The sequence below is a fragment of the Litoreibacter ascidiaceicola genome, assembly GCF_900129235.1.
Classification (GTDB): domain Bacteria; phylum Pseudomonadota; class Alphaproteobacteria; order Rhodobacterales; family Rhodobacteraceae; genus Litoreibacter; species Litoreibacter ascidiaceicola.
In genome coordinates this window covers 1-18957 of the sequence record NZ_FQUV01000007.1, presented here as the reverse complement: position 1 = coordinate 18957, position 18957 = coordinate 1, and the positions used below count along the sequence as shown (strand labels likewise).

Genomic DNA, 18957 nt, shown 5'->3' with positions numbered 1-18957 from the left:
GTCGGGGGGAAGTCACGAGTTCGGATAGCTCAGGCAGGCGATCATTTGCTGCACCACGGCGTCCAGGTCTTGTGCGATGTCGACGGCGAAGCCTGCCTCGTTAGCTTGCAACGGTTCCAGCGTCGCGAATTGACTGTCGAGCAGGCTGACGGGCATAAAATGGCCGCTGCGCGCGGACATGCGCCCCTCGATCACCGCGCGGTCCCCCATAAGGTGCGCGAATTGCGTTTGCGGGCAGGCCGCGCGGATGCGGTTGCGGTAGGCGCGTTTGAGGGCGGAGCAGCCGATCAGCGTCGGCTCGGTGGCCTCTGCCAACGCCATCCCAACCTTGTCGAGCCATGGCGCGCGGTCGGTGTCGTTGAGCGGCGTACCTGCGGCCATCTTGTCGATATTGCTTTGCGGGTGCAGATCGTCGCCATCGAAATACTGCGCGCCGAGCCTGGCTGCAACGGCTTGCCCGACCGAGGACTTACCGCATCCGGCAACGCCCATGACGATGACTTTCAGCATTTACAACGAGGCCGTGATGCCACCATCGACATAGAGGATGTGGCCGTTGACGAAGCTGGACGCAGGCGAGGACAGGAACACCGCCGCGCCGACGAGCTCGTCGACGTTGCCCCAGCGGCCTGCGGGGGTGCGTTTCTCCAGCCAAGAGGAGAAGTCCGCGTCGGCGACCAGTGCAGCGTTCAGCGGCGTGTCGAAATAGCCCGGCGCGATGGCGTTGCATTGCAGCCCGTGTTTGGCCCAGTCGGTCGCCATGCCCTTGGTCAGGTTGCCAACCGCGCCCTTGGTCGCCGTGTAAGGCGCGATGCCGGGACGGGCCAAGGCAGTTTGCACGGAGGCGATGTTGATGATCTTGCCCGCGCCCCGTTCGATCATGTGGCGCGCGACGGCTTGGCCGACATGGAAGACCGAGGCGATATTGGTTTGCAGCAGCTTCTCGAACGCCTCGGCGGGGAAGTTTTCCAACTCCGTGCGGTGCTGCATGCCGGCGTTGTTGATCAGGATGTCGATGGGGCCGGTTTTGGCCTCGAAGTCGTCAACGGCTTTGCGCACGGCCTCGTGGTCAGTTGCATCGAATGCCAGCGTGTGCGGCGTGTCGAGCGCCTTGGCGGCGGCGGCGAGCTTGGCCTCATCACGCCCGTTCAGGATGATCTCGGCCCCTGCGTCTTTCAGCCCTTGCGCCAAGGCGTAGCCGATGCCCTGAGAGGAGCCGGTGACAAGCGCGCGCTTGCCTGTGAGGTCGAAAAGAGCGGCGCCCTTGGTCATGGTGTCATCCTTGATGTGTGAGTGCTGGTATTGTGGCACGAAAAACGGCGTGCCGAAAAGCGCTTATGTATTGGGGTTGAAGCAGGGCAGCGGATCGTTTTCGGCGGGGGTCGCCTCAAAGATCGCGCGGGCGATGGCGCGGGCAAGGCAGGTCGCGGCGGCGTGACCGATCATCAGTGGATCACCTTGCTTTTCGCCTGCGGAGACGGCGAAAACCAAGTCCCCGTCCATCGGCGTGTGCGACGGAACGATGGCCCGCGCCATGCCGTCATGGGCGGCGACGGCCATGCGTTTGGCCTGCGGCTTGGTCAGCTTGGCGTCGGTGGCGACGATGGCGATGGTGGTGTTTGCGCCCTCGCCCGCGTCGGTTTTCAGCGGCAGCCTGACCGCGCCATAAGACGCGGGATCGCCGCCAAGACCGCCGAATTCAGCGTCGATCTCGGACTGTGCCGCCCAGAACTTTCCGGCGGGCGTGACGACTGAGCCGATGGGGTTGGCGGCAACGATGGCAGCAACGGTCACGCCGTCGTCGAGGATGATGGAGGCGGAACCCAGTCCGCCCTTGTAGGTGGCGGAGGTCGCACCTGTGCCAGCTCCGACCGACCCCAAAGCGAAATCTGCCGTTGCGTTGTCGAGTGCTGCGCGGCCCAGTTTGGCGTAGGGGTTCTCGCCCCAGTCCTTGCGCCCGCCATTGAGCAGATCGAATATGATCGCGGCGGGAATGATCGGCACGCGCATATCGCCCACCGTAAAGCCGCGCCCTTGCTCACGCAGGCCAGCAGTCACGCCAGAGGCGGCGTCCAGCCCAAAAGCAGAGCCGCCAGAGAGGACCAGCGCGTCCACGCCTTCGACGGATTTATCAGGGTCGAGCAAGTCCGTTTCCCGCGAGCCGGGTGCGCCGCCCATGACATGCACCGACGCCATGAAAGGCACGTCCGCAGTCAACACGGTGACGCCGGATTTCAGCGTGGCGTCTTGGGCGTTGCCGACTTTCAGGCCCACCACATCGGTGATCAGGTTGCGCGGACCGGCTTTCATCAGATGCACCGCCCGCCGTCGACTTCCATGCAGACGCCGGTAATCATCGACGCCTCGTCGGAGCAGAGGAAGCAGGCGGCGTTGGCCATGTCCTCGGGCGTGGAAAAGCGGCCCAAGGGGATGGTGGACAGGAATTTTGCGCGGATTTCCGGTGTGTCTTCGCCCATGAAACTTTTGAGCAAGGGCGTCTCGCCCGCCACGGGGTTGATCGCGTTGACGCGGACGCCTTCGGGGGCAAGCTCCACCGCCATTGCCTTGGTCGCGGTGTTCATCCAGCCTTTGGAGGCGTTGTACCAGTTCAGGCGCGGGCGCGGACTGACGCCAGCGGTGGAGGCCACGTTGAGGATGGCCCCGCTGCCCTGTTTCTTGAGCAGCGGAACAAGGTGTTTGGCGGTCAGGTAGACGGACTTGCAGTTCACCGCGAACACCTTGTCAAAGTCGTCTTCGGAGACGTCTTCCATCGGGGTCGGCAGGTGCGTGGTGCCTGCGTTGTTGATCAGGATGTCGATGCGCCCGAAGGCGTCGAGCGTGGCTTGCACCATGGCTTGAACGCTGGCGTCTTGGGCGACGTTGGTCTCTACCGCGCGGGCGTTTTGGCCAAGCTCTGCCACCAAGTCATCCGCCATGTTCAAATCTGCGATCATGACATTCGCGCCTTCGGCCACAAACTTACGCGCGATCCCTGCGCCGAAGCCCGACGCGCCACCGGTGACGATTGCTGTTTTTCCTTCAAGACGCATGTGGTGTCTCCCTTATGTTATGTTCAGCCGTGCAGGGCGGCCACGGTTTTGAGGGTCGAGAAGCCGTAAAGCGCCTCGAAACCCTTTTCGCGTCCATGGCCGGACAGGCCTGTGCCGCCAAACGGAAGCTCCACCCCGCCGCCTGCGCCATAGTTATTCAGGAATACCTGACCCGAGCGCAGCGCTTTTGCCAGCCGCATCTGACGCGCGCCGTCGCGGGACCAGACGGAGGCCACAAGGCCGAACTGGGTGCCGTTGGCGATCGACAGCGCCTCGGCCTCGTCATCGAAGGGGATGACTACTTGGACGGGGCCGAAGATTTCCTCTTGGGCGAGGATATGGCCAGGGCTGACGCCTGCGAATAGTGTGGGGGCAACGTAGTGTCCGCCTGCGGGGGCGTCGCTAACGATCTGACCTTGGGCGGCTTTTTCCAGTGATGCGCCTTGGGCGAGGAAGCCTTCAACGATTTCTTTTTGGCGGGCGGAAATTAGCGGGCCGACATCAAGGTCCGACATGGCGGGGCCGACTTGTAGCTCGCCGTAGCGGGCCGCCATGCGGTCCAGCACCTCGTCAAACACGCCGCGCTGCACGAGGATGCGTGACGAGGCAGAGCAGGTCTGGCCCGCGTTTTGCACACCCGCGTTCACGAGGAACGGCAAGGCCGCCTCGATGTCGGCGTCGTCAAAGACCAGTTGCGGGGACTTGCCGCCAAGCTCCAGCGTGACGGGGACGATGTGTTCGGACGCTTGGCGCTGGATCAGCTTGCCCACACCGACGGAGCCGGTGAAAGACACGTGATTGACGCCCGCATGGCCCGACAGCGCCGCGCCTGCTTCGATGCCTAGGCCGGGAACCACGTTCAGCACCCCTTCGGGCAGACCCGCTTGGCGAGCGAGGTCGGCAAAAGCCAACGCGGTCAGGCAGGCCTCCTCCGCCGGTTTCAGCACGGCGGCGTTGCCCATGGCCAATGCCGCGCCAACGGAGCGACCGATGATCTGCATCGGATAGTTCCACGGGATGATGTGGCCGGTGACGCCATGCGGCTCGCGCAGGGTGTAGACCGTATAGCCGTCGAGATAGGGGATCGTGTGGCCGTGCAGCTTGTCAGCAGCGCCACCATAAAATTCCATGTAACGGGCCAGCGCGAGAGCGTCGGCTTTCGCCTGTTTCAGCGGTTTGCCGACATCCATGGCCTCTAGCCGCGCGAGTCTGTCGGCGTTTTCCAGAACCAACAGGCCGATCTTGGCGAGGATGCGTCCGCGTTCAGGGGCCGTCATGCGGGCCCATGGGCCTTGCAGGGCCTCCTGCGCGGCGGTCACCGCGCGGTCGATATCGTCCTGCTGACCGCGGGCAATCAGGCAGATGACCTCGCCCGTGGAGGGGTTGCCAAGCTCAAGCGTCTGCCCTGCGGCGGGGTCGACCCATGCACCGCCGATGAAGCACAGGGCAGTGTCGAACCAGATGTCTTGGATGCTCATGTTCGGGCCTTTCTACAAGTCGGGCAGCGTCGGTGCGGCGGCGATCAGGGTTTGAGTGTAGGGGTGTGAGGGCGCGGTGAACAGGTGTTCAGTGTCGCCCTCCTCCACGATTTTCCCCGATTGCATCACAAGGCAACGGTCGGTGATGGCGCGAACCACGGACAGATCGTGGGAGATGAACAGATAGGTCAGGCCGAACCGGTCGGACAGATCGGCCAGCAAATCGAGGATTTGCGCCCTGATCGACACGTCGAGGGCCGATACGGCCTCGTCCAGTACGATGAGTTCGGGCTTGATGATCAGGGCGCGTGCGATGGCGATGCGTTGGCGCTGGCCGCCGGAAAACTCGTGGATGTATTTGGTCTTGTCGGCGGGGGTGAGGCCGACGGAGATGAGCGCTTCGTCGATCTCCGCTTCGGTGGCTTTGCGGCCCAGCAGATGGAACGGCTCAGACACCAGACGGGCGACCTTGTGACGGGGATTGAAGCTGCCATAGGGGTCTTGGAACACGACCTGCATCTTGCGGCGCACCTCTGGGCCGACGGGTTGGCCGTCGAGCAGGATTGTGCCGCCTTGCAATGGTTCAAGCCCGAGGATCGCCCGCGTCAAGGTCGATTTTCCGCAGCCGCTTTCGCCCACGAGGCCGAGGCTTTCGCCGCGCTTGATCTGGAAGCTCACGTTGTCCACGGCGCGGAATTTGTCCGCCTGACCGAACAGGGATTTGCGCGGCAACGTGTAGTCACGGGTGGCGCTTTGGACCTGCAAAAGTGGCGTGTCTTGCGGAGTTACGTTGCGGTCGGGCTGGTGGCTGGACGCCTTGAACAGGGCCTTGGTGTAGGGGTGGCTCATGGTGCGGTGCAGGTCCGCGCCGCCTTCCTCCACTACCGCGCCGTTCTTCATGATGGCGATGCGGTGGGCCATGTCGGTGACAACGGCAAGGTCGTGAGAAATGAGCATCAAGCCCATGTCATCCTCGCGTACAAGTCGGGCCAACAGGTCGAGGATTTCGGCTTGTGTGGTCACGTCGAGGGCCGTTGTCGGCTCGTCCGCGATCAGCAGTTTCGGCTGTAAGGCAATCGCCATGGCGATCACCACGCGCTGGCGCTGGCCACCGGACATCTCGTGCGGATAGCGGCTGAGGGGGAACTTGTCTTGCGGCAACTCGCAGCGGGTCAGGGCATGGGCGGCGCGCTTCATTGCGTCCACCTTGGAGGTGTCCGGCTCGTGGATCAGGATGGTTTCAGCCACCTGTGCGCCGATGGTTTGCACGGGGTTCAGCGCAGTCATCGGCTCTTGAAACACCATACCCACGTCGCGGCCCCGCATGGCGCAGAGGGCAGACTCCGATTTGGCCAGCACGTCCTCGCCAAGCAGGTTGATGCGCCCTTCGCAGCTCGCGCCACTTGGCAGCAATTGCAGGACCGAGAACGCGGTCAGCGACTTGCCGGAACCACTTTCGCCGATGACGCCAAGGATTTCACCGTGACCGACGGACAGGGACACGTCCCGCAATATCGGAGTGCCGCGGATCGACAGGGACAGGTTTTCGATGGACAGGAGTGTCATCGCATCACCCTCAGCTTCGGGTCCAGCGCGTCACGCAACCCGTCGCCTGCAAGGTTCAGGCCCAAGACGGTGAACAGGATGGCGAAGCCGGGGAACAGGGCGACATGGGGCGCAAGTGCTATCAGGGTTTGCGCGTCGGCGAGCATCCGGCCCCAGCTTGGCGTTGGGGGCTGCGCGCCGAGGCCGACATAGGATAGGGCAGCCTCGGCCAGAATGCCCAAACTGAACTGGATGGTGCCTTGCACGATCAGTAGGTTGGCGACGTTGGGCAGGATGTGTTCGACCGAGATACGGGTGGCACCTTTGCCCGCGACCCTTGCCGCAAGCACATAGTCACGGGTCCAAAGAGACAGCGCAGCACCACGCGTCAGGCGGGCGAAAACGGGGATGTTGAAGATGCCGATGGCGATGATGGCGTTGACGGCGGAGGGGCCGAAGATGGCAGTGATCAGGATGGCGATCAGCAGCGAGGGAAAAGCGAAGATCAAGTCGTTGCCGCGCATGATAACCTCGTCCAGAAGCGAGCCTTTGCGGGCAGCGGCGGCAAGGCCAAGGGGCACGCCAAGTCCCATGCCAATGACGACCGCGACGATTGCCACGGCGATGGAAGTGCGTGCGCCGACCATGATCATCGAGAAGATGTCGCGCCCGAAATGGTCGGTGCCGAACCAGTGGTCGGCGGTGGGGGGCTTCAGCTTGTTGGCGATTTCCAGAACGGTGACGTCGTAGGGCGTCCAGACGAAGGAAACCAACGCGCCCAGCGCAAACATAACAGTGAGCGCGAGGCCGAAGATGAGACTCCTCATGCGCGCCCCCTGAGGCGGGGGTCCACCCACGCATAGGCCAGATCGACGGCGAAATTGACCATGATGACGGCGAAAACCAGCAGGAAGACCACGCTTTCCACCATGATCAGATCGCGCTGCGAAATGGCTTGGAAGACAAGGCGCCCAAGGCCCGGCAGGTAGAAGACGTTTTCAATGATGATCGCGCCTGCCAGCAGGAACGAGAATTGCAGGCCGATGATGGTCAGAACCGGGATCATGGCGTTGCGCAGGGCGTGCCGCCAGAGCGCTTGGCGTTGGGTTAGTCCCTTGGCGCGGCAGGTGCGGATGTAATCCTCCGACAAGGTATCCAGCAGAGCGGAGCGCATGACGCGGGCAAGGATCGAGGCTTGCGGCAGGGCCAGCGCGATTGCGGGCAGGGTTAAGGCTTTCAAAGCGGCGGCGGGATTTTCCCATCCGGGGAAGCCACCCGCCGAGAACCAGCGCAGGTTGATGGCAAAGAGCAGGACCATCAGCATGGCGAACCAGAAATTCGGGATGGCGATGCCCAGTTGTGTGGCCCCCATCACCGACATATCTGCCCAAGAGCCGCGTTTGGTGGCGGCGAGGATGCCGACCGGAAAGGCGATGAGGACCGTGAGGCCCAGCGCGATAAGCGCAAGCGGAAGGGATATCCAGAGACGGTCACCGATGATCTCGGCCACTGGTGAGCGATACGTGTAGGAGGTACCAAAGTCGCCCGACAGCATTCCGGTTACCCACGACAGATAGCGCGTGGCGAGGGACGCGTTCAGCCCCAGTTCTTCACGCAGCGCTGCGACCGTGTCGGGCTGCGCGTTAAGGCCCAGCATGAAGGATGCGGGGTCGCCGGGGATCACTTCAATACAGGCAAAAATGACAAGGCTCGCCACGATCAGCGAGATCGCGAGCGAGCCTACTCTTTTGATGGCATAGCGTAGCATTATGGTGCGCTATGCCCCGCGCTTACTCGGACCAGCTGACGGCGGTCAGATCAATCGCCTGCGTCGGTGCGTCTGGCCAGATACCTTGCAGCTTAGCATTGACCACCGAGGTCAGGGCCAGCTGGAAAAGGTAGGCATTGACGTAATCCTCAGAGATGATGGTCTGCGCCTGTTGCAGCATCTCGGTGCGTTTAGCGCCATCCGCCTCGACATCGAAATCGGCCATCAGCTTTTGCAGGTCGGCATTGTCATACTGGAAGTAGTAGTCGGGCCGCGCATAGATGCCGATGTCCATCGGTTCTGTATGCGACACGATGGTCAGGCCGAAATCCTTGCCACGGAAAGCCTGTTCCAGCCATTGCGCCCATTCAAGGTTGCTGATTTCCGTCTCGATGCCCACGGCGCGCAGTTGCGCCGCAATGATCTCGCCGCCGCGGCGCGCGTAGGAGGGCGGCGGCAGTTTCAATGTGGTCTTGAAGCCGTCCGCCATGCCCGCCTCGGCCAGTAAGGCTTTGGCTTTCTCGGGGTCGTATTCAGAGTTCCCCGTCAAGTCGATATAGGCCGGATTATGCGGCGCGAAGTGGGAGCCGATGGGCGTGCCGTATCCGAACATCGCCCCGTCGATGATGGCTTGCCGGTCGATGGCATGGCTGACGGCCTCGCGCACCAGTTTGTTGTCGAAGGGGGCCTGCTTGTTGTTCATCGCAAGGATCGTTTCGCCCTCGGTGTTCCCTGCCAGCACGGTAAAGCGCGGGTCGGCTTCAAACTGGGCCAGGTTCTCCGGCGCGGGGTAGCTGTAAAATGCGTCCACGTCTTCGGCCATCATAGCGCCGAAGGCGGCGGTCGGTTCGGAGATGAACTTGAACGTGGCTTTGTCCAGCTTGGCCGCATCACCCCAGTAATCTGCGTTCTTCACCAAGGTGATACTGTCGCCTTGCTTCCAATCATCGAACTTGAACGCGCCGGTGCCAATAGGCTTGATCTTGATGTCGTCGATGCTTTCGGGGGCCACAATCACGGCATCGCCCCAAGCCATGTTGAACAGGAAGTTGCCTTGCGGCGCAGTCAGCGTGACTTTGACGGTCAGTGGATCCACGGCTTCGACGCTGGCGATATTGGCGAACAGCGCCTTTTGAGCGTTCACCGAATCTTCGGCCCGCGCACGGTCGAGCGAGAATTTAACATCGGCAGAATCCAGATCCGTGCCGTCGTGGAATTTCACGCCGCGATGCAGTTTGAAGGTATAGGTTTTGCCGTCCTCGGAAATGTCCCAGTCTTCGGCCAAGCCATTAATGACCGAGCCGTCGGACGCGAAGCGCATCAGCCCCTCGAACACGTTGGAATACAGCACCTGGTCGATTGCACCTGCTGCGGCAGAAGTCGGGTCAAGATGCGGCGGCTCCAGTTGCAGCCCGATGGTTACATCGGTTTTGGCGATGGCCGCCCCTGTTAGCAGCGCAGTTGCTGCCACGGTTCCTAAAATCCAGCGGGTCATGGGGGTATCCTCCGTTCGGGTAAACGCGACAGCCGCGCCGTTGGTAGAAGTCTGTAACGGATTTGCAAGGTAATCAAGCGCAAGCCACTGGTAACACAGACGCTAAATTGCTAGGCCCTGCGCAACTTTGTTGCGAGAAAGCCCGCCCTCATGAGCGCCACTGCCCGTAAAGCCCACGCAGATGCCCCCCGCAGCGACCCTGCGTCGGGGTGCATATTTACGAAGACAGCACCGGAGCAATTGACATGAGCGCGCCTATTGTCCGCTCCCTGAGCGACTTGCGCGGGATGGTTGCGAGATGGAAACAGAGCGGTGAAACCGTGGGCGTGGTGCCGACCATGGGAGCGTTGCATCAGGGGCATCTGAGCCTTGTGCGCGCGGCCAAGGAAGGCTGCGACCGCGTGATCGTGACTATTTTCATCAACCCCAAGCAGTTCAATAACCCCGAGGACTACGAGAACTATCCGCGTACGGAGGAAGACGACGCCCGCAAGCTTGGGCCTCTTGATGTTGATGCCGTCTATGTTCCCGATGGGCCGACAATGTATCCTGACGGTTTTGCCACCAATGTATCTGTTGGCGGGCTGACGAATGTGCTGTGCGGCGCGCACAGGCCAGGCCATTTTGACGGCGTCGCGACTGTGGTCAGCAAGCTGTTCCTGCAAACCCAAGCCGACCGCGCCTATTTTGGCGAGAAGGATTTCCAGCAATTGCAGGTGGTCACACGCTTGGCCGCTGACTTGGATATTCCGATTGAAGTTGTAGGTTGCCCGACCATCCGCGAGGAGGATGGATTGGCCATGTCGTCACGCAACCTGCTACTGTCCGACCGCGCCCGCGTTTGGGCACCAGAGCTGAATGCAGCGATGGAGGAATTGGCCGAAGGGTTGTTGGCCGGAGGAGATGCCGCCGATCTGCGCGCGCAGGCTGTGGCCCGTATCGAGCGGGCGGGCTTTACCGACGTCGAATACCTAGACCTGCGCGCCTGCGATACGTTGGAGGAGCTGACCTCCCCCACCCGCCCCGCACGACTGCTGGCCGCCGCATGGCTGGCCGGAGTGCGATTAATCGACAATATTGCGGTGGGGTAGTTGGAGTGCCGGAATTTGCCTCGGGATCAGCTTTTCCAAAACCATGCGATGCAGCCATGGCAGCTATTTCTGGGGTAACCCTTTTATATTTCTGCCAAAGCCCATATCTGGATTAGTAAAATATGAACGGCGTTCAAGGAGTTGACACGTGCGATCTGAAACTAAGATATTCGTCTTTGCTGCAATCATAGCAGCAGCCATCGTTCTCGCCCTTGATGTGCTGACATGGATCGCTATCGGAGATACAGACCGATCATGGATGGACGATGCATTGTTGCAAAGAATGTCGACCCCCGCCGTCCCATTTATTCTAGGCGCGATAGCAACACTGTTTGTAGATTTGCCACGGGCAACTGCATGGCGCATCGCCGGAATTGGCTTAGCCATTCTGACGGCGTTCTTTGTGTGGCTCTCTATAGACGGCTATTTCTACCAAACCCAGAATCGCACGGGCGGAGCGAACATTGGTCTGTTTTTTCTGATTATGCTTGCTGAAGTGGTCACAGCGATACTGATGCCAATATTGGTTTTTTGGCGCGGTGAAATTCGACGTGGACAAAAGGCATAGCAAAACTGTGCTTCGTCCGCAGGACAAACGGATGAATTCCTAGCTACGCCTTGGGCACCAGCAAATCCACCAGAACCAGCGCCATGACCTTGGCGCTGTCGAGCATGTCGTCTACCCCGACGTATTCGTCAGGTTTATGCGCCAGTTCCAACAGGCCCGGCCCGTAGGCGATGCAGTTATCAAGCTTGCCGATCCGGTCGATGTGTTTCTGGTCATAGGTACCGGGTGACACTACGTATTCGGCTTCGACCCCCAAAACATCACCGATGGCCTTCGCCACGGACGTCACTACCGGTGCATCTTTCGGGGCCATGGTCGGCTCCACAGACCAGATCTCGTTCAAGTCATAGCGGAAGTTTTCGCGCTCTGATTTCACCTTCTCAAGGATCGCGCGTATCTCGCTCTCCACCTCGCCCTTGCTTTCCTCCATGAGGTAGCGGCGGTCGATGATCATCTTGGCGTGGTCGGGGACGCAAGCAGAGGGCAGTCCGGTAAAGTCCGCCTCAGGTTCCGCCTGCCCGCCATGCAGCGAGTTGATGTTCATCGTGGACGACCGCGCGCCGACCGGTACCACAGGCATCGCCGTCTTTTTCTGCGCCAAGGCAGGAAACAGGCTCTCTTCCATCTCGTGCAGGACCGCGCCCATGTGGCGCACGGCGCAGTCGCCAAGGAAGGGCATGGAGCCATGGGCGATCTCGCCATGAGTTTCGACCTCCGCCCACCAGACGCCACGGTGGCCTAGGCAAATCCGGTCCTTTTGAAGCGGCTCCGGGATGATCACATGCTGGACGTTTTTGTAGTGGCCCTGCTCTGCCAGATAGGCCACGCCGCCGTAGCCGCCGGTTTCCTCGTCGGCGGTACCGCTGATCTCGATGCTGCCAGAAAAATCGGGGTGCTGCTCGATGAACGCCTCGGCCGCGATGATAGATGCGGCAAGGCCGCCTTTCATGTCGCAGGTGCCGCGTCCGTAGATTTTTCCGTCAAACAGCTCGCCGCCAAACGGGTCCTTGGTCCAGCCGGCCCCGACTTCGACCACATCTGTGTGACTGTTGAAATGGACGCAATCGCCAGCACGCTTGCCGTCATATCGGGCGACAATGTTCCAACGCGGATATTTTTCGCTGTCGCCGGGGGTCCCAAAGGCGCGGATCAGGTCGCAGGTGAATCCGCGCGCCTCTAGCCGCTGCTTTAGGTATTCGCAAATCTCGCGGTAGTTCTCGCCCGGCGGGTTCAAGGTCGGGATGCGCACCAACTCTTGGGTGAGCGCAATTAGATCGTCACGCTTTGCGTCGATACGGGTGCTCAATGCTGTGTCAGTCTTCATACCTGACAAGCTATGGAGAACCGGAGTGTCTGCCAAGTGCGCGCGACCCGCCCCTTATCCTTTTTCGTGGAAATGATCGTAGATTGCGCGGGCCATCGCTTCCGACACGCCCTCAACACTTGTCAGATCGCTCAAGTTCGCGCGGGCCACTGCTTTGGCGGATCCGAAATGCAAAAGCAGTGCTTTCTTACGCTTCGGTCCCACGCCTTCGACCTCGTCTAGCGGATTCTTCAATTGCGACTTGGCGCGTTTGGCACGGTGGGTTCCGATTGCGAAACGGTGCGCTTCGTCGCGCAGACGCTGGATGAAGTAAAGCACGGGGTCGTTGTGGCGCAGCGCGAAGGGGCGCTTGCCGGTGCGGTGGAATTCCTCTTTGCCAGCGTCGCGATCGACGCCTTTGGCGACGCCGATCATGGCGATATCCTCTACATCCATTTCTCGCATGATCTCGCGAACAGCTGACACCTGCCCCGCGCCACCGTCGATAAGCAGGAGGTCGGGCCACATGTCGGTCTTACGCTCCGGGTCTTCCTTTTGCAGGCGCTTGAAGCGTCTTTGCAGCACTTCCTTCATCATGCCAAAGTCGTCGCCAGGCACCAGCTCCTCTCCCTTGATGTTGAACTTGCGATATTGGTTGCGCAGGAAGCCCTCCTCGCCCGCGACGATCATGCCGCCGACGGCATTGGTTCCTTGGATGTGCGAGTTGTCGTAGACCTCGATCCGCTTCGGTGGCTCCGGCAGATCGAACGCCTCGGCCACGCCTTTCAGAAGTTTCGTTTGGGTCGCGCTTTCGGACATCTTGCGCGCCAGACTTTCGCGCGCATTTCGCAGGGCACTGGTGACCAGCTCCTGCTTCTCGCCACGTTGCGGGACCAAGATTTCAACCTTGCGCCCGATTTTCTGCCCCAAGGCCTCCGCCATCAGGTCAGGGTCTTCGATCCCGTGCGACAGGATGATCTGGCGAGGTGGCTCTTTGTCAGAATAGAACTGCCCCAAGAAGGCTTGCAAAATCTCGGGCTCCGCCGCGTTTGCGGTCTTGGGATAGAAGTCGCGATTGCCCCAGTTCTGGTTGGCGCGAATGAAGAAGACCTGCACGCAGGCCTGCCCGTGTTCCAGATGCAGGGCGATGATGTCGGCCTCGGCCACCGTTTGCGGATTGATGCCTTGTGTGGTCTGCACTTGGGTCAACGCGCGGATGCGGTCGCGCAGGGCGGCGGCGCGTTCGAACTCCATATCCTCGGAAGCTTGTTGCATCTGTTTTGCCAAGGTCTCCTGCATGTCGGTAGAGCGACCTGAAAGAAACTTCTGCGCATCGCGCACCAGCTTTTCGTAATCAGCCTCGCTGACCTTCCCAACACAGGGCGCTGAACACCGCTTGATCTGGTATTGCAGGCACGGACGCGACCGCGTCTCGAAATCGCTGTCGGAACAATTGCGCAGCAAAAACGCGCGCTGCAATTGGTTCAACGTCCGGTTCACCGCGCCGGCAGACGCGAAGGGGCCGTAATAATCCCCCTTCTCGCGTTTAGCGCCGCGATGTTTTTTGATCTGCGGAAACTTGTGCGTGCTGGTCACCAGAATATTCGGGAAGCTTTTATCGTCACGAAGCAGCACGTTGAATTTCGGCTTCAGCTGCTTGATCAGGTTCTGCTCCAGCAGCAGCGCCTCCGTTTCGGTCTTTGTCGTCAGAAACATCATTGACGATGTTTCCGAAATCATCCGCTCGATCCTCGGACTGTGGCCGTTGGGATTGGCGTAGTTGGACACGCGCTTCTTCAGTGACCGCGCTTTGCCAACGTAAAGCACGCGTTGCTGCGCATCGAGCATTCGGTACACGCCCGGAGAGTTGTCGAGCGTCTTGAGATAGGACTGCACGCAGGCATGCCCCGTTAACGTTACGGAAGCTTCGGGGGTGGCGTCTGAGGGTGACTTAGCGTCAGTCATGAGTACTGCGTGATTCCTTACCTTCGCTGCAATGTCGCGCAGATGGGTTCAAGATAAAAGGTTTCCACTGTTCCTGTGGATAACCTTGTGGGGGAAATGCGGTGAGCTGGAAATTATCGTTAGTTTTCGGGGCCACCAGCTAGTTGCACAAAAATTAGGCAGTAAATTAAGGCATTGTTTTTAAATGTTATTTTTTATCAACTTTGGCAAACATCTGAAAACATTAAGCTTTTAGTAACAGATTCGTGACGGCAATCGCTGACGTGGACAAGTCAATCCCGATACGGCAAAAAGCTAGTACTTTTCCTCTATTCAACGCCCAGAACGTCGGGAGTGCGCCATCCAAGATGTTGGCCCCCGTCGATGCATAAAAGTTGCCCCGTCAGCGCCGGTGATCTGACAATATATTCCACCGCAGACGTGATATCGTCGGTGTTTGATCCGCGCTCCAGAATGGTTGCAGCACGCTGACGCGCGAAGTGATCATCCGACTGCCGTGCGCCTTGCAATGTCGGTCCGGGTCCAATCGCGTTGACGCGGATCGCCGGGGCTAGTGCCTGTGCGCTGGTCTGTGTGAGTGCCCACAACCCCATCTTGGCGAGCGTATAGGTCATGAATTCAGGTGTCAGTTTCTCAACGCGCTGGTCGATCATGTTTATGATCACTGCCTGCGCTATCCGTTCACCGTTTTGATCTTCACCCACTTGCGGTGCCTGATTGGCAAAGGCCTGCGTCAGAAGAAACGGCGCCTGAAAGTTGGACCCCATGTGGCGGTCCCACCCCTCGCGGGTGGCAGAGTGAAGAGTGTCGTACTCGAATATCGAGGCGTTGTTGATGAGGACTGTCAGCGGTTGCCCCACTGCTTTGGCAGCGGCGGGAACCAACTCCTCTGCTGCGTCCATGTCCAGCAGGTCTGCTTGCAAAGCCACGGCTTTGCGCCCCTTCGCCTCTATCAGCGCGACAGTCTCTGCGGCGGCTTCGGAGGACGAGGCGTAGTGCACCGCTACATCAAACCCCATATCGGCCAGCTTCAGCGCCATAGCGCGACCCAGCCGGTCCGATGCCCCTGTTACCAATGCCCGCCCGTTCGTCATTTACGCCTCTGCGCCCAACACAATCACAATGTAGATGACATATAACGCGCACAGCGCGAAGCCCCAACGTTTGCCCAGATCTTTGTGCCAGAACACAACTGGAAACAGGATCAATGATGAGGCCAACATCACCCACAAATCAAAGCGTAGGAACGCGGGTGGAACAGGGAGCGGGCCAACCAAACCAGCAATGCCGATAATCACAAGTAGGTTGAATATGTTGGACCCGATCACGTTGCCCAAAGCCACATCGGCGTGCTTGCGCATTGCGGCAACCACAGTGGTCGCGAGTTCCGGAAGTGAGGTGCCAACGGCGACGAGGGTCAGGCCGATGACAGTATCAGACACCCCCATACGGGTCGCGATCGCGCTGGCGTTTTCAACTAAAAGACTCGCCCCGAGCGGAAGTCCAATAAGGCCCACAATCAGGTAGGCCGCGATTTTCCAACCGCGCATCGTAGGGTCTGCACCCTCCGGTTCCTCCTGCGCTGCGGCGGCACGGCCACTAAGCGCGTCGCGGAACTGATCCGTCAGAATCAGCGCCATACCCGCTAGCAGCACCAAAGCGTGCACCCATGTGATTGGTCCGAAGAAACTGACAGCAATGAAGAGGAGTGTCGCCGCGATCATCTGGAGGTAGCTTTTTTGCGTACGTGACTGGCTTGACGGAAGCCCGTAAAACAACGCGGGTATACCCAACACCAGCAACACGTTGGCCGTGTTCGAGCCTACAACATTGCCCAAAGCCAAACCGGGAACACCGTCAATCACCGCTTGAATTGCAATGAGAAGCTCTGGCGCTGACGTGCCGAAGGCAACGACGGTAAGGCTTACGATCAATGCCGGAATGCCAAGCCGCAAAGACAAGTTTACCGCGCCACGCACAAGGGCATCGCCAGCCAACAGCAGGATAATCAGCCCGCCGAGCGCCCCTAGAACTTCAAGCATGCCTTAGCCCTTTTTCTGACAGGGGCACGGACCCTTGCCTATTCTGTAACTTCCGCATTTGCTGCATTTCAACGCGGTTTTCGCTCCCAGTTTCGGGCCAATTTTTGGGAACTTAAGCTTACCAAACATCGCCAACACAGCCATGCCGACAAGAAACAATGTGATGATCTTGAATATCATGAGGTCAAAGCCCGAACTGCGCCCAAAGCGCTTTTTCATCGAGCTGATCAATCGTGTCCGTCAGAACCCGCGCCCCAAACCGTTGAAACAGGGAGCGTTTTGGCCCAAAGGTGTTGAAGCGGACATTGTCGCCAAACCGATCTTTCATCACCGGCACCAAGTGGCCGACTTCGTCTGCAAGGCCAACCTCTATCGCTCTCTCGCCCACCCAAATCTCACCCGTAAACAAGTCGCTATCGTCGGACAGTTTGGCCGCCCGGCGGGATTTGACATGCGCGATGAATGTGTCGTGGATTTGCGCCTGCAACGCCTTCAAGCGCTTGATGTCGGCGGGCCGCTCCGGCCGGAACGGATCAAGCATCGATTTGTCCTTGCCCGCTGTATGCACGCGACGCTCGACGCCTTGGCGTTGCATCAACTCGTGAAACCCGAAGCTTGCAGAGATCACACCAATAGAACCGACGATAGAGCTGTGATCCACATAGATGTGGTCCGCACTCGCGGCGAGCCAGTATCCCCCCGACGCCGCCACGTCCTCGACAAACGCGAAGACGGGTACATCGTTTTCATCGGCCAAACGCCGGATGCGCGCGCCGATCAGAGAGCTTTGAGCGGGAGAGCCACCGGGTGAGTTTAACTGCAGGGCAACAGCAGCCGGTTTACCCTTTTTGAAGGCTTTGTGCAGGATCGACGCCAACCCCGCGTCGTTAAGATTGCCGCCCCGACCGCCAGCCGCGATCACACCGCTCATCGCGACGACGTTGACCGTCGGCGGCGACTTCACAAAAGGAATAAAACGTTTCATTCCTAGCCATGTAGAGCCCCCCTCCGTTCCAAACAAGGGCGATGTCGGAAACGGGCTTGCAGGCGTTGCCTTTTGGCGCAACCCTTGGCCAACAGCTTCGGGAGACGCCAAATGAAAGACTCTAACTTCCTCAACGAAAACAACGCGCGCCACATGTGGCATCCAATGGGCCACCCGGGCGCCATGCAAGCTCACCCGCCGCGCATCATTTCATCGGCGCAAGGCTCGACCATTACCGACATGAGCGGGAAGACGGTTGTGGATGGCGTTGGGGGCCTTTGGTGCGTGAATGTCGGCTACTCATGTGATCCGATCAAGAAGGCCATCGCCGATCAATTGCAGGTGCTTCCCTACTACTCCGCCTTCGCTGGAACCTCCAACGAGCCAGCCATTGAACTAAGCTACGAGCTGCGCGAAATGTTCGCGCCCGATGGAATGGGGCGGGCGTTCTTTACCTCAGGTGGGTCCGACGCTGTGGAAACCGCGCTACGTTTGGCGAGACAGTATCATAAGGTGCGTGGAGAGCCGTCCCGCACCAAATTCCTGTCCTTGAAGAAGGGCTACCATGGCACGCATTTTGGCGGTGCCTCGGTCAACGGCAACAATCGTTTCCGCATCAATTACGAGCCCCTTTTGCCGGGCTGCTTTCACATTCCCTCGCCCTACCCCTATCGCAATCCATTCAACGAGAGCGACCCCACCAATCTGGCACAGCTTTGCGCGGCAGCGATGGTTGATGAGATCGAGTTTCAGGGGGCCAACACCATCGCGGCTTTCATCATGGAACCGATCCAGGGCGCTGGCGGCGTCATCGTACCGGATGCCACCTTTATGGGTCTGATGCGCGACATCTGCACCCGTTACGGCATCCTGATGATCGCTGATGAAGTCATTACCGGCTTTGGTCGAACCGGCGACTGGTCCGGTTCGCGCCACTGGGGTGTTCAGCCCGACATGATGACGATGGCCAAGGGTATCACCTCCGGCTACTTCCCCTTCGGTGCTTGTATGGTGTCCGAAGCAGTGGCCGAAACTTTCGAGTCCGGCGACCCAGACCTCGCGGCCATCTTCCACGGCTACACATATTCGGCGCATCCCGTCGGTTCGGCCGCTGCTTTGGCGTGCATCAGAGAAACCCAACGGATGAAGATCAACGAGAACGCGGCTCCGCGCGGATCGCAGCTGTTCAACGGCCTGCTGGCCTTGAAAGACAAGTATGATATCGTTGGCGACGTGCGTGGTGGCCATGGGTTGATGGCTGCTTTGGAGTTGGTGTCAGATGCAAACGCCAAATCACCTGCCGCACCGTCCACGGTCTCGGAAGTGTTCAATGTGGCCTATGAAGCTGGTGCAATGGTGCGTATCGGCGGGAACAATTTGCTGATGTCACCACCACTCATCATTTCCGAAGGTGAAGTTGCGACCATATTGGAAGCGCTCGACGCCGGCTTGTCCGCCGTTAGCGCTTAACCCGCTCAGGGTTTCGTTAGGGACGCGTCACCGTTTTGTCGGTGGCGTGCTTGCCCGACGCATCATTCCAACATCACTGTGCAAGCCACCCGAGGGCGGTTTGTAAACTATGGTATTTCTGGGGTATTAGTTTTGGTTGCGGGAGTAGGATTTGAACCTACGACCTTCAGGTTATGAGCCTGACGAGCTACCGGGCT

General features: G+C 59.8%; 17 protein-coding genes. 3 read left to right on the top strand and 14 right to left on the bottom strand.

What is annotated here, in order from left to right; genetic code table 11:
• Positions 1–12 precede the first annotated feature (12 nt).
• From BUB72_RS14160 to BUB72_RS14120, 9 genes are all read right to left on the bottom strand, one after another.
• Positions 13–510: a gluconokinase gene (locus tag BUB72_RS14160; protein ID WP_073145010.1), complete on the bottom strand. Its 498-nt coding sequence runs from the start codon at positions 508–510 to the stop codon at positions 13–15.
• Complete coding sequence (locus tag BUB72_RS14155; RefSeq protein WP_073145008.1) at positions 511–1272, bottom strand: SDR family oxidoreductase; 762 nt, start codon at positions 1270–1272, stop codon at positions 511–513.
• A 63-nt stretch (positions 1273–1335) separates the two neighbouring features.
• Complete coding sequence (locus tag BUB72_RS14150) at positions 1336–2310, bottom strand: P1 family peptidase (RefSeq protein WP_073145005.1); 975 nt, start codon at positions 2308–2310, stop codon at positions 1336–1338.
• On the bottom strand, positions 2310–3050 hold the full coding sequence (locus BUB72_RS14145) for an SDR family oxidoreductase (protein ID WP_073145002.1): 741 nt from the start codon (positions 3048–3050) through the stop codon (positions 2310–2312). The genes BUB72_RS14150 and BUB72_RS14145 overlap by 1 nt, the downstream gene beginning before the upstream one ends.
• Positions 3051–3073: 23 nt before the next feature.
• Positions 3074–4528: an aldehyde dehydrogenase family protein gene (locus BUB72_RS14140; RefSeq protein WP_073145000.1), complete on the bottom strand. Its 1455-nt coding sequence runs from the start codon at positions 4526–4528 to the stop codon at positions 3074–3076.
• A 12-nt stretch (positions 4529–4540) separates the two neighbouring features.
• The gene (locus BUB72_RS14135; protein WP_073144998.1) at positions 4541–6094 is read right to left on the bottom strand and encodes an ABC transporter ATP-binding protein; all 1554 of its coding nucleotides are present in this window, start codon (positions 6092–6094) and stop codon (positions 4541–4543) included.
• Positions 6091–6900 (bottom strand): ABC transporter permease, encoded by an 810-nt coding sequence (locus BUB72_RS14130; RefSeq protein ID WP_073144996.1) that lies wholly within the window; start codon positions 6898–6900, stop codon positions 6091–6093. Before BUB72_RS14130 ends, BUB72_RS14135 begins: the two co-directional genes overlap by 4 nt.
• On the bottom strand, positions 6897–7841 hold the full coding sequence (locus BUB72_RS14125; protein ID WP_073144993.1) for an ABC transporter permease: 945 nt from the start codon (positions 7839–7841) through the stop codon (positions 6897–6899). The genes BUB72_RS14130 and BUB72_RS14125 overlap by 4 nt, the downstream gene beginning before the upstream one ends.
• A 22-nt stretch (positions 7842–7863) precedes the next feature.
• Positions 7864–9336: an ABC transporter substrate-binding protein gene (locus BUB72_RS14120; RefSeq protein ID WP_073144991.1), complete on the bottom strand. Its 1473-nt coding sequence runs from the start codon at positions 9334–9336 to the stop codon at positions 7864–7866.
• A 245-nt stretch (positions 9337–9581) separates the two neighbouring features.
• Between BUB72_RS14120 and panC the strand changes: the two genes are divergently transcribed.
• Complete coding sequence (gene panC / locus BUB72_RS14115) at positions 9582–10427, top strand: pantoate--beta-alanine ligase (RefSeq protein ID WP_073144988.1); 846 nt, start codon at positions 9582–9584, stop codon at positions 10425–10427.
• Positions 10428–10575: 148 nt separating this feature from the next.
• Positions 10576–10995: a hypothetical protein gene (locus BUB72_RS14110; RefSeq protein WP_073144986.1), complete on the top strand. Its 420-nt coding sequence runs from the start codon at positions 10576–10578 to the stop codon at positions 10993–10995.
• Positions 10996–11038: 43 nt separating this feature from the next.
• Here the strand turns inward: BUB72_RS14110 and BUB72_RS14105 are convergent, their stop codons facing one another.
• From BUB72_RS14105 to BUB72_RS14085, 5 genes are all read right to left on the bottom strand, one after another.
• A complete protein-coding gene (locus tag BUB72_RS14105; protein ID WP_073144983.1) occupies positions 11039–12319 on the bottom strand; it encodes an acetylornithine deacetylase/succinyl-diaminopimelate desuccinylase family protein in 1281 nt (426 codons plus the stop codon).
• 54 nt (positions 12320–12373) lie between these two features.
• Complete coding sequence (gene uvrC, locus BUB72_RS14100) at positions 12374–14263, bottom strand: excinuclease ABC subunit UvrC (protein WP_073144981.1); 1890 nt, start codon at positions 14261–14263, stop codon at positions 12374–12376.
• Positions 14264–14571: 308 nt separating this feature from the next.
• Positions 14572–15357, bottom strand: coding sequence for an SDR family oxidoreductase (locus tag BUB72_RS14095; RefSeq protein WP_073144979.1), 786 nt, complete (start codon positions 15355–15357; stop codon positions 14572–14574).
• The gene (locus BUB72_RS14090) at positions 15358–16305 is read right to left on the bottom strand and encodes a calcium/sodium antiporter (RefSeq protein WP_073144977.1); all 948 of its coding nucleotides are present in this window, start codon (positions 16303–16305) and stop codon (positions 15358–15360) included.
• Between the two features lie 184 nt (positions 16306–16489).
• Positions 16490–17290, bottom strand: coding sequence for a S49 family peptidase (locus BUB72_RS14085; RefSeq protein ID WP_073144975.1), 801 nt, complete (start codon positions 17288–17290; stop codon positions 16490–16492).
• Between the two features lie 111 nt (positions 17291–17401).
• Between BUB72_RS14085 and BUB72_RS14080 the strand changes: the two genes are divergently transcribed.
• Entirely contained in the window at positions 17402–18760 is a 1359-nt protein-coding gene (locus tag BUB72_RS14080) for an aminotransferase class III-fold pyridoxal phosphate-dependent enzyme (RefSeq protein ID WP_073144972.1), read from the top strand.
• The last annotated feature ends 197 nt before the right edge of the window (positions 18761–18957 follow it).